The organism is Bacillus sp. FSL M7-0791, assembly GCF_038627085.1.
GTDB classification, from domain to species: domain Bacteria; phylum Bacillota; class Bacilli; order Bacillales; family Bacillaceae; genus Bacillus; species Bacillus safensis.
The window spans coordinates 3,518,767-3,530,143 of record NZ_CP152022.1 but is presented as its reverse complement, the minus strand read 5'-3'; the positions used below and the strand labels follow the sequence as shown (position 1 = coordinate 3,530,143).

The 11,377-nt window shown below is 43.8% G+C and carries 9 protein-coding genes; 1 reads left to right on the top strand and 8 read right to left on the bottom strand.

Annotated features, from left to right (window positions below):
- Nucleotides 1-141: 141 nt before the first annotated feature.
- The 6 genes from MHI08_RS18115 to MHI08_RS18090 all read right to left on the bottom strand — a co-directional run bounded on the left by MHI08_RS18115 (nt 142) and on the right by MHI08_RS18090 (nt 8,117).
- Complete coding sequence (locus MHI08_RS18115) at nt 142-2,211, bottom strand: beta-galactosidase (RefSeq protein ID WP_120207992.1); 2,070 nt, start codon at nt 2,209-2,211, stop codon at nt 142-144.
- 23 nt (nt 2,212-2,234) lie between these two features.
- Nucleotides 2,235-3,443, bottom strand: coding sequence for a glycosyl hydrolase 53 family protein (locus MHI08_RS18110; RefSeq protein WP_044334884.1), 1,209 nt, complete (start codon nt 3,441-3,443; stop codon nt 2,235-2,237).
- An 11-nt stretch (nt 3,444-3,454) separates the two neighbouring features.
- Nucleotides 3,455-4,297 carry a sugar ABC transporter permease gene (locus tag MHI08_RS18105; RefSeq protein ID WP_024423962.1) on the bottom strand — a complete coding sequence of 281 codons (843 nt, stop codon included), beginning with the start codon at nt 4,295-4,297 and terminating at the stop codon, nt 3,455-3,457.
- Nucleotide 4,298: 1 nt separating this feature from the next.
- Nucleotides 4,299-5,516 (bottom strand): sugar ABC transporter permease, encoded by a 1,218-nt coding sequence (locus MHI08_RS18100; RefSeq protein ID WP_282569441.1) that lies wholly within the window; start codon nt 5,514-5,516, stop codon nt 4,299-4,301.
- A gap of 167 nt (nt 5,517-5,683) precedes the next feature.
- Nucleotides 5,684-6,949 carry an extracellular solute-binding protein gene (locus MHI08_RS18095; protein WP_041105761.1) on the bottom strand — a complete coding sequence of 422 codons (1,266 nt, stop codon included), beginning with the start codon at nt 6,947-6,949 and terminating at the stop codon, nt 5,684-5,686.
- A 172-nt stretch (nt 6,950-7,121) separates the two neighbouring features.
- A complete protein-coding gene (locus MHI08_RS18090; RefSeq protein WP_041105759.1) occupies nt 7,122-8,117 on the bottom strand; it encodes a LacI family DNA-binding transcriptional regulator in 996 nt (331 codons plus the stop codon).
- 172 nt (nt 8,118-8,289) lie between these two features.
- On the opposite strand from MHI08_RS18090, the gene MHI08_RS18085 reads away from it, so the two are divergent.
- Nucleotides 8,290-9,189 carry a LysR family transcriptional regulator gene (locus MHI08_RS18085; protein ID WP_056765311.1) on the top strand — a complete coding sequence of 300 codons (900 nt, stop codon included), beginning with the start codon at nt 8,290-8,292 and terminating at the stop codon, nt 9,187-9,189.
- A 14-nt stretch (nt 9,190-9,203) separates the two neighbouring features.
- On the opposite strand, the gene MHI08_RS18080 is transcribed toward MHI08_RS18085, so the two are convergent.
- Both MHI08_RS18080 and MHI08_RS18075 read right to left on the bottom strand, forming a co-directional pair.
- A complete protein-coding gene (locus MHI08_RS18080; RefSeq protein ID WP_056765314.1) occupies nt 9,204-10,880 on the bottom strand; it encodes a hypothetical protein in 1,677 nt (558 codons plus the stop codon).
- A gap of 82 nt (nt 10,881-10,962) precedes the next feature.
- The gene (locus MHI08_RS18075) at nt 10,963-11,373 is read right to left on the bottom strand and encodes a hypothetical protein (protein ID WP_025093748.1); all 411 of its coding nucleotides are present in this window, start codon (nt 11,371-11,373) and stop codon (nt 10,963-10,965) included.
- Nucleotides 11,374-11,377 lie beyond the last annotated feature (4 nt).

The window sequence follows — 11,377 nt, the reverse complement described above, 5'->3', positions numbered from 1 at the left end:
AAAGGATGGATAGACCAGTCATGGCGCGGCATCAAATATTGTAAAAAAATTTAGATAAAAATAACGATTAAAGTTCACATTAATTAATATGGGTATTTAGACTTATTAAATTAAAAAGCGCCCATTAAATGGACGCTTCTTTCAACGATTTTTCAGGATGACATACTCGTAAGGATCAAGTTGAAGCTGCTCAGGCACTTGCTGTCCAGTCAGCATATTCTCATAGCTTGCCTCTGAATCTAGTGACATGTTCTGCTGCTCTTCTGTAAAATTCATCAAAAACACATAGTCCTGCGACCCGTCTGTTCGTTTTTGTACACTGACTCCTTCTGGAATTGCAGTGGATAGGACGGGCTGTATGCCAATACCTGCGATAAGGTCTTCGTAAAACTCATCATAAAAAGACTGCTCATTTTCTGAGGCCATATAGTATGCTTTCCCTTTTTCTAATGAACGGACAGTCAGGGCTGGCTGTCCTTCGTAGCAGCCATTTTCAAAATGCCCTAACACAGAGGCCGTTTCAGGATGTATAGATTCGCAATATTGTCCGACATGATAGGTGCGTCCATTCCCTGTGGTCATTAACACATGTTCATCAGGCATCAATGTGTTGATTTCCTCTGCCCAAATGCCAAGTACATGGCGGAGAGGGCCAGGAAAACCGCCGAGGAAACAGAGATCATTTTCGTCAACTATGCCGCTCCAGTAAGTCGCGATAAAAATGCCGCCCGCTTTGACAAAGGCTTCAATTTTTTCTGCAACGCCTGGTTTGATCATGTAGAGCATTGGCCCAATGAGCACACGATAGGATGAGAAATCCTTTTCCATCCCGACTATGTCAACAGAGATACCTTTTTTCCAAAAGCTTCGATAGTGAGTTTGACAAGCCTCTACATAGCGTTTGTTTGTATTATTTAAGCCTTGCGCATCATCAATGGCCCAGTGATTTTCCCAATCATAAATGATGGCGACCTCTGGCTGAACGGATGTGCCCGCAATTGGGTGCAGCTGCTCCAGTTGTTTCCCTAGATCAGCTACCTCTTGAAACACGCGCGTATGTTCATGACCAGAATGATCGACAACGGCACCGTGGAATTTCTCAGAGGCGCCTCGGCCTTGCCGCCACTGGAAATAAAGCACGGAGTCTGATCCGTGGGCAATTGCCTGCATGGCAGAAAGGTGTGCCATGCCTTTATGTTTGACCTTGTTCACTTCATGCCAGTTTACAAGGCTCGGCGTACTCTCCATGACGAGAAATGGCTGTCCGTCCTTTAAGGAACGATACAAATCATGTACAAAGGCAACGTTCGATGCTAATTCGGCCGTTGTTTCTCTGCCGCTGTGCCAAGCAGGATAGCTATCCCATGAGATCACATCGACCTCTTTTGCAAATTGATGATAATCCAGCCCAAGAAATGGACGCATATGCGGATAGTCGCCCATAAAGTTCGTGGTTACTGGGATATGAGGCGTCAATTCCCGCAGCGGCTTAATTTCATTTTGATAAAAATTGATCGTTTGTGCTGTGACAAAGCGCTTCCAATCCAGGTTCATGCCGTGAATCATGTGCTCCCCGTGTGGTGCGGGTGACTCGATTTGTGACCAATCACTATACGTGTGGCTCCAAAATCCTGTCCACCATGCTTGATTCAAAGCCTCAAGATCGTGGTTGTATTTGTCCTTCAAATAGTCTCGAAATGCTTCCTGGCACAGCTCGCAATGACACTCGCCGCCGTACTCATTCGAAATGTGCCACATGATCAGTGCTGGATGATCCTTGTAGCGTTCCGCAAGCAGCCGGTTGAGTGTATTCGTTTTTTCTCGATAAACCGGAGAGGTGAAGCAATGATTATGGCGCAGTCCATGTAAGTTACGCTGACGATTCGCTTCGACGCGCAATACTTCTGGATATGTTTGGGACAGCCAAGCAGGTCTTGCTCCGCTTGGCGTTGCGAGAATGGCGTGTGCCCCCTGTGCTGCCAAGCGGTCCATGATGTCATCCAGCCATGCAAAGTCATACTGACCCTCTGCTGGCTCTAGCTTACTCCATGCGAAAATGTTGATGGAGAATGTTTGACAGTGTGCAAGCTTCATTAATCGAAAATCTTCGTCTATGATCTCTGGCATATGGAGCCATTGATCTGGATTGTAATCGCCACCATGCAAAAAGCCTTTCACATTTGGGTGAACGAGTGGGTAACGCTTTCCCATTTTGTCACGTCCTATCCTTTTAGTTACGGTGTCATTTGTTTAAATACATCAAGAGAAGGCAGTGCTTTTCCGTTGAAATCAAACATCGCTTGATTTTCCCACGCATTTCCGACAGTCCCGGTTGTTTGGATATAAGCGAGCCCGTATTGACTAGACCACGGAGCACCTTTCGCTGGAATCCAAAGCGGCTCCCAATAAAAGAACCCCTTCCCGCGGTTGTTGTTTACTTGTGAAATTTTTTCGGATAGATCTCGTATAAAAGATGCCTGGCCTTGAGGTGAGGCTGGATAACCGGCTGTATTGACAGAGTCTTGGTTAAATGAGTTATCTAGGTTGTCACCGTTTGCTGTCGTAAAGCCGTAAGCAGTTTCTACCACGATGACGTCTTTGTTATAGCGGGCACTAATATCATTCATATTGGACGTAAGCCCGCTAAAGCCGCCGTCCCAATACGGGTAATAAGATAAACCGATCGTATCGAAGGAGACGCCTCGTTTTGTGATTTCATCAAACCACCAGCGGGATGCACCATTGTCTCCGCCATGTGCAAGGTGAAGCATGATTTTGATGTTTGAATCGACAGAGCGGACGGCATTTGTGCCAGCTTTTAGCAGAGCAGCGAGCCGGTCAAATTCACCACCGCCTTCACCCCAGCTTTTTCCGTTTGGCCACAGCATACCTGAGTTCAACTCATTCCCGACTTGAACCATATTCGGCAAGGCATTTTGCGCTCTCATCGCTTTGAGCACATCACCTGTGTAAGTGCCGACCGCTTTTTCTAAATCGCTTTGTGAGAGGGATGCCCACGCTTTCGGTTTGAATTGTTTACCGGGGTCAGTCCAGAAATCACTGTAGTGAAAATCAAGCAGCACTTTCATGTTTTGTGCTTTTGCACGTTTCGATAAAGCGATGGCTGTGTTGAGATCATTTGTGCCGCCGTTATAGGCACGGCCTTGATTGTCATATGGATGGTTCCACAGTCTGATACGCACATAGTTGACACCTTTATCCTTTAATAGCTTAAGCGGATCAACCTGCTGTCCGTTCTGGTTGTAGTATTTGCCGCCGCTTTTCTCCACTTCTGCAAGCATCGAGATATCGGCTCCCTTGATGAAATCACCTTGCAGTCCATTGATCGGTTTCACAGAAATCGTATCGGCCCTTGCTTCAGGCAGAATACCTAATCCCATCAGAAAGAAAACGACAACAGTGACAAGCAACCATTTCTTCATCAAATCTCCCCTTATCCTTTTGTCCCGCCTTGTGTGAGACCGGACACAAATTGTTTTTGTAAAACAAGGAACAATAAAGCGACTGGAATCGCAATGAGTAAAGCCCCGGCTGCAAAGGTCGTGTAGCTTGCACCCATTTTGTCTGACACAAGATTGTACAGACCGATTGGGAGCGTATACATTTCGGGTGAGCGGACAATGACACTGGAAATGATGAAATCACCCAGTGGACCTGTAAATGAGTTGATTGCGACAACAGCTAAGATGGGCTTAGCAAGCGGCATAATAATTTGGATGAAAATCCGGAAATGCCCTGCGCCGTCCATTCTGGCTGATTCATCGAGATCCTTTGGAATCGCATCAAGATAGCCTTTCATTAAATACGTATTCATCGGAATTTGTCCACCTGCATAAATCAAAATCAGGGCAAGGTGGCTATTAATGAGTCCAAGCATTTGAGCAAGAACAAAAATCGCTATCAGTGCTGAAAATTGAGGAATCATTTGCAGCAGCAAAAAGAGCATCAGCCCATTTTTCCGTCCTTTGAAGCGGAATCTGGAAAAGGCATAGCCTGTAAAACTGACAAGAACGAGCGTTAAAACCATTGTGGCAATACTGATCTTCATTGAGTTCCAATACCATTTTGCATAAAGTGCCCCCTGACCGAAGAACAGCTCGGTGAAGTGGCTGAACGTTGGATTCTTCGGAAACATGCTTGTACTCATGAGGCTGTTCCCAGGGTTAAAGGAAGCACCGATCGTCCAAAGCAGTGGATATAGAATACAAATGGAGGCAATGAAAAGGATAAAATAAGTGATGCTCAGGCGAATGAGCTTGTTTTGTTTTGATCCCATATCACATCATGTCCTCCTCTTTGAATGAATTCGTTCTCTTAAACTGCCAGAGTGCAATGGCGATGACAAAGATTGAAAGTAAGATCGTGACAGCGGCAGCGAGTGCATATTGAGAAGACTGCATCGTGAGTTTGTAAATCCAAGAAACCAAGATGTCCGTTCCCCCAGCAGTTGAGCCAGCGACAGGCGGTCCTCCGCCATTAAATAAGTAGATGATATTAAAGTTGTTAAAGTTAAACGTATATTGCGTGATTAATATAGGCGCAATGGAATAAAGGACAAGCGGTAGCGTGATGGACCGGAACTTCTGAAAGAAGTTTGCCCCATCAATGGTCGCAGCTTCGTATAGATCCTCTGGAATTGCTTGCAAAACACCGGTTGTCATTATGAAAACAAAAGGAAATCCAAGCCAAGTCTGCATCACAATGAGGGCAATTTTGCTCCAAAATGGATCTGTCAGCCATGGTTTTGGATCAATTCCAATCGATGCAAAAAGTGTGTTGTTAATGGCTCCAAATGTATCGTTGAACAGTCCGGCAAACACCAAAATGGTCACAAAACCCGGAACAGCCCAAGGGAGAATCAAAATGGTTCTAAAAAAACGTTTTCCTTTTAAATCCTTCTGATTGAGCAGAACCGCTAGAAAGATGCCGACAGCACATTGAAGGGTCGAAGCAGCCAACGTCCATACGACGGTCCAGCCAAGTACATCAATGAAAGTGTCTCTCCAAATATCAATTGAAAAGATATTTTGGAAGTTCTTGATCCCTACCCAATCGATCAGATTGGCAGGAGGCGAGTGGTATAAATCGTAGTTCGTAAAGGCAAGCGCAAAGCTGAACATAATAGGAAAGACAACAGAGAATAGAAGTAAAAAGAAAGCAGGAGTGCTCATTAAGTAAGGAAAGCCTTGGTCGATCAGCTGATGATATTGAGCTCGGATGGAATGAAGCGGAATCCCTTGATCACGTTTCTTTCCGTTCATAAAAGCATCACGCATCATGAGTACGTAAAAGCCGATACCAAAACAAGCTGTTAACAGCGCAATAATCCCTTTTGCTAAAAGAAAAACAGAGTTGTCACGAGGCAGCATCGTACCAAGTGTGAACAGCCCCCAAAAGCCAATATTGAATAAATCATAAAATACGATGAAAAAAGAGACGCCAAACAGGAAAAAAAGTGCCCCTTTGCCGTACTGTTTGTTGTACATTTGCCCCATCCCGGGTATTAAGGAGAACATTAGCGCCCGTCTCCGGTGTGTCTTTGATTCCACTATGTGTGTGCGGTCTAGTTCAAGGTTACCCGTCACGTCTAACACCTACTTCATATGAAATTAGATCAAATACGGGCAGCTTGATAGACTTAAAGGCTACCCGTGTTTGATGATTACTTAGAGTGATTTGCTTTAATTTGAGAGTCGATTTGATTGACCGCATCATCAAATGCCTTTTTCACATCTGTCCGGCCTGTTGCAATGAGACCTAACGCGCTGTCAATCGGCTTCCACACCTCTGCCATTTCAGGGGTATTCGGTGTCAGCGTGGCATATTTCGTTTGTTTTGAAACAGCATCCGCATTTGCGTTTCCTGTGATGATTGGATCCTTCATCAGCTTTTTCACTGGTGGAATTTCCTCTGTTACTTCGAATCGCTTCTTCGAATTTTTTTCATTCGTGATAAACTCAACAAATTTCTCAGCTAGGTCTTTATTTTTAGAATAAGAGGAGACGTTGTAGCTCTTTACACCTAAGAATGAGCTCATATGCTTTCCGTTCGGGAGTGTTGGCAGCTCTGTTACGCCATAGTCAATACCAGCTTCTTTATATGGACCAAATGACCATGGACCAGAAATGACAGCTGCGGCCTTTTTCTCTGTGAATAAGGAGTTGAGGACATTGATTCCTTGTTCACCAATGATGCCTTTCGGGAAAAGTCCTTCGCTAAAGAATGTTTGAATGTATTTTCCGCCTTCAACCGCGCCATCGTTGTTCAGTCCAATATCATTCACATCATAGGAGCCATCGCTTTTCTGTTTGAAAATATAGCCCCCTGATCCTCCTAATACACTTTGGGCATAGTAAATTTCATCCCATTTCGCAACAAAACCGTATTTCCCGTCTTTTGTCAGCTTTTTCGAAAGGTCATACCAGCCATCAAGTGTAGTCGGTGCCTTTTTGACAAGGTCTTTGTTATAGAAAAGCACTGTCGTTTCAACGGATTTAGGAAGGCCATACAGCTTGCCGTCTACCGTTTGTGATTGAATGGATTCGTCTGTAAAGGAATTGATCACTTTTTGATCAGGCTTGATTTCCTGTAACAGTCCCTCAGTGACAGCTGATCCAATTTGATCGTGAGGCATCGTGATGACGTCTGGGCCTGTCCCGGCTGCTCCATCAAGGCGGAGAGCTTCGATTTGGTCGGCATACGCTTTTTCGACCACTTTGATTTTCACATCGTTTTGTTTTTCAAATTCTTTTACAGCGTCTTGAATCCCATCAGACTTTTTGACATCCTCCCATACTAGCAAGGTCTTTGTACCTGTAGATGCTGGCTGTGTCCCGCTTGAATTGTCATCTCCTGGCCCGCATGCTGAAAGCAGAAGCACAGCAGTACCAACGACTGCTGATAATGTCGCCCATTTTCCCTTTTTCATTGGTAATCCCCTCTCGTTCTTTTTTCACAGATGATAAGAAAACGCTTTCTTAATGTGAGAATATCAACTTAAGTAAAAAAAGTAAACATATTTTATTAAATTTATTAAGTAAAATTTTTTACTCGTATAGAGAGAAAAGAAGCCCTCCACTTTGGCAGGACTTCCAGTTTGTTTATATGGTGCTTTTCCGAAAGACAGGCTCTGAGGCAATCAGCACAGTTTTAGGCAATGTTCTGCCGTCCACAAGTCTTTCTAAAAGTAAATCGATCGCTGTCTCACAAAGTAATGACGTATGGATATGATACGTGGTGAGCGGCGGCGACACATATTGAGACACATGAATATCGTTGATACTAAAGACGCTGACGCGGTTCGGCAGAGAAAATCCTCGCTCATTTAATGCTTGTAAGCAGCCGATGGCAAGAGGGTCACTAGCGACACAAAAAGCGGTGGGCAGATCATCACCAAGCTCGTCGATCGCCTTCATCATCAGCGAATAGCCTTCATCTACTGAGAAATGGTGGCCGATATAGACCAATCGCTCATCAAGCATATGGCGGGCCAGCATGTATTCACGGAAAGTCGTTTCACGAATATCTGGAATGTGCACGTTCGTATTGAGATCAAGGTCTGTACCGCCAATGAATCCAATGGATTGGTGCTCTTTTTCGATAAAGGAATCGATGATCTTTTCAACAATTCGTTTCAGGTTCGGTTTTACTGAATCAAAACGGTCTTCATCAGGCGTTGTATCAATAAAGACAATATGCGGAGTGATCGCATATAATTGGTCAAGCTCTGACGTTTTAAAGCGGCCGATGGCGATGATTCCTTCTGTAGCAGAATCAATGGAATCAAGCCCATCAGATGGATTGTAAGCGGTGACATTTAAGCTCCGAGTATTGGTGAGTTCCTCAATACCGAGTCGAATGGATTTAAAATAAATATCTTCAAGCTCTTCCTTTTCGGTCATCCAATAGAGAAAGGCGATTTTTTTTAATGAATGTTTGAATGTCTTCTTTTGGTAGGACAAAGCTTCTGCGGCGGCATATACTTTTTCGCGTGTTTGATCGGTGACAGATAGGTTGGGATCTTGGTTCAGTACGCGAGATACCGTTGCAATGGATAAGCCTGCTTTTTCTGCAATGTCCTTTATTTTAGCTGCCAAATCAGCACCTCCTATAGAAAATATCTCCTCTTAGTATAGAGTCTTTAAAAAAATTAGTAAATATTTTTATTAAATTGTTTTCGTTTAGGCGGTTCTTTACGTGCTGGAAAGGAATTAGTAAGATATATATAGGTAAGGTGTTGGATTAAGATTTCTGATAGGAGAGGGACCGATGTATTACGATGCACTGAAGACATTTGTGACAGTGGTGGAGGAGAAGAACTTTACAAAAGCAGCCCAAAAGCTGCGAATTTCTCAGCCGAGTGTCAGTCTTCATATTAAGAACTTGGAGCAGGAATTCCAGACCGTTCTGCTGAATCGTTCACCAAAGCAATTAACCGTTACACCAACTGGGGATATGCTGTACCATCGATCAAAACAAATCATTCGTCTCTATGAACAGGCGAAGCAGGACATTTATGAGCATCATCATTTGGCAAGAGGAAAGCTGACCATCGGGGCGAGTTTCACAATTGGTGAGTATGTGCTCCCGCAAATATTGGCGGAATTTCATCAGCTCTATCCGCATGTTGATATTGAAGTGGTCATTGATAATACAGAGGCGATCGCCAGACATGTCCGTTTATTCCATGTCGACATCGGTTTGATCGAAGGACAGACCAATGACAAGGAGCTTTCTGTAGAAACTTTTCTAGAGGACGAGCTTTATATTGTGGCGCCATTAGATCATCCTTTTGCCAAGAAAAAAGATGTCACCATTGATCAATTACAAAACGAAACATGGATTACGAGAGAAGAGGGATCAGGGACAGGAGAATATTTACAGCATGTCCTGAAATCAAATGGACTGAAAGCGCGAACTTTTGTGACTTTTAGCAGCAATCAAGCGATTAAAGAAGCTGTGATCCATGGAATGGGTCTTTCTGTTTTATCTAAATATGTCCTCCAGCGAGGCAGCATTGGCGGTGAATTGGCTGTTATTTCTGTGAGAGGCATGGATTTCAAACGAAAGTTCTCCTATGTCGAGTCACCGATGACCGGGGGAAATAAAAATAAGGAATTGCTCGTTGAATTGTTAAGGAAAGAGAAAGAAGAAGCTTCTCCTCAGTAGGAGAAGCTTCTTTTTTATAACCCTTTAATTTTGATTTCATCGACTGGAAGGAAGATCTCACCTGTATCAGTGTATTTCATGGTGATCTGATCGCCCTCTTTTAAATAAATGACGAGAGGTTCCTTTTCAGATGACATGGTGTAGCTTTTTCCATCGTCTAGCAGGAAGGTGACGGTTGTATAATCACCGGTCTTTTCTTTGTAGACTCGTTTGACCTTCCCTGCTGCTTCTTTCTTTTCCTGCTTAGAGGAACTGTTAACAGTACCGCCGCCCTTTTGAAGAGCTGTCTTATAGGCTCTCAGTGCTTCGTTTGGTGTAGAAGCGTACGCAGCGATTTCTGGATTGGCTGCAGAAACGATAAAGTAGTTTTGCAGGAACCCATTTGAATCGAGAACAGGTGTGAGCCAGCTGGCTTCCCCATAGAAATTATAGAGAATCGGCATGCGGCCTTTCCATTTTTTCTCGATGAATCGTTTCTCAATAATTTGCAGAGCGCCCTGAGAATCCATGTAGGATTCTTCAAGATTTCCGGTATAATAAGTCGCTTTTCCTGTTCGGGCATTTGTCAGGGCATATCCGAGCATGGAATCAACGCCCTCTTTCGGACTTGTGAAATCTGTGAAGTAATACATATCTCCTTTTGAATCAAATACCGGGCTCACATTGGCTTCCGTTCCTTCATCGGAAGGCAGCTTTACATCTGACTTTCCAAACATACTATTCCAGAATCCGTGAATATAGTTTCCGAAATAGCTGTTTTGCAGACTGACCGCCTCTGGTGAAACAGCACCGTCGATAAAGGCAGGTACTTGATCTAGAGCATATTTCTTCGTCGCACCTGTTTTGGCATCAACAACGACGACACCGGAAGCTTTAAAGCCGTTTCGGGCAGAGATGAAATCGCCATACGTTTGAATGTAATAAGGCTTGCCGTCATCATTGATTTCCAGCTGTGTACCGCCGTAGAAAATCAAATCTGGGTACTGGAGACGGATATGCCGCTCAATTTCTTTGTTGAAATAGGAAGAAGGCGTATAGACCATCTCTGTTTTCACGAACTTTGGATTAGCAGAGGAGTCGGTCGCACTTAATGTAAAGTAACCCGGCGTGCTGCCTGCACGAATCCATTTAAAGAAGTCCGAGAACTCCACTGGAGCGATGTATACATACTCACCGTTGACCTTCTGAATTTGCAAGCTGCCAAGCTCATAGTAGCTTGTGTTTGGCACCTGTCCGAACGATTTCTTCATTTTGTTCCGAGCAAATTGAGGCGGCACACTCGCAGGTGTTTCTTTTTCATCAAATGCTTTGATTTCTACTTTTTGCTCCATTTTGGAGACATCGAATTTCTCATTCGCATTGAATAAAAAAGCTGTCGCCATGTAAACACCGAGCAGCAATAGAATAAGAAACAGCACGCCTTTGATTTTACGCTCCAATCCAACTGACAAAAAGGCGCCTGCTGCTGTCACAACAAGTCCAATCAGCCATAGAGATGAAGGGTTACGGTCTAAATTGGTAATGTAATAGAAAACAAAAATACCGATCATGAACAGCAAAGCAAGGCCTGCAATCCACATGAGCGGCACCTGCTGTTCTGTTCCTTTCTTTCTAACGATCAACCTGAGCGGTGTGAGCAAAAGGGTCAAGACAAGACCGATCACAACCGAAAATAACAAAATATATCCCACAAACAGATCTCCTTTCAAATCAATCACTCTTTTAGTATATACGAGTGAGGCGGGGAAAAGATTCATCGGATGGAAGGCTCATCTAAATGCCAATCGAGTTGATGGCAGATTGAACATCTTCTTTCAGTTCGTAAAATTTGAGTCTTTGTTCAATTTTTTCTATTAAGGCGTCTATGGCTTCACCTGACATGTGTGTATGGATGCGCTGTTGCTGTTTATACACTTTGACCAGAAGGTCGTCAATTAGATCTAAAATTTTTTCCGCTTCTTGGCGATCTTCTGCAAATTCATTTTGAAGCTGATGCCGGATAGCTCTGATAAGTGCTGTTTTCTGTTCTTCTTTGATCTTTGCTTTCAAAGCTGCCAGCTCTGCTGGTGTCATGTCTTCCGTGTCAAAGTTTGCTTTTGAGAAGATGGAGCTTGATGTATGCGTATCTGTCATTCTTTGCAAAAAACGATCTGCATCTGTTGGTTGTTTCTTTGAAAATTCCATTTGT

Excerpts from the sequence above, each read along its gene's own strand:
- MHI08_RS18115 (WP_120207992.1), bottom strand. The coding sequence starts at position 2,211 with ATGGGAAAGCGTTACCCACTCGTTCACCCAAATGTGAAAGGCTTTTTG.
- MHI08_RS18110 (WP_044334884.1), bottom strand. The coding sequence starts at position 3,443 with ATGAAGAAATGGTTGCTTGTCACTGTTGTCGTTTTCTTTCTGATGGGA.
- MHI08_RS18105 (WP_024423962.1), bottom strand. The coding sequence starts at position 4,297 with ATGGGATCAAAACAAAACAAGCTCATTCGCCTGAGCATCACTTATTTT.
- MHI08_RS18100 (WP_282569441.1), bottom strand. The coding sequence starts at position 5,516 with ATGGGGCAAATGTACAACAAACAGTACGGCAAAGGGGCACTTTTTTTC.
- MHI08_RS18095 (WP_041105761.1), bottom strand. The coding sequence starts at position 6,949 with ATGAAAAAGGGAAAATGGGCGACATTATCAGCAGTCGTTGGTACTGCT.
- MHI08_RS18085 (WP_056765311.1), top strand. The coding sequence starts at position 8,290 with ATGTATTACGATGCACTGAAGACATTTGTGACAGTGGTGGAGGAGAAG.
- MHI08_RS18075 (WP_025093748.1), bottom strand. The coding sequence starts at position 11,373 with ATGGAATTTTCAAAGAAACAACCAACAGATGCAGATCGTTTTTTGCAA.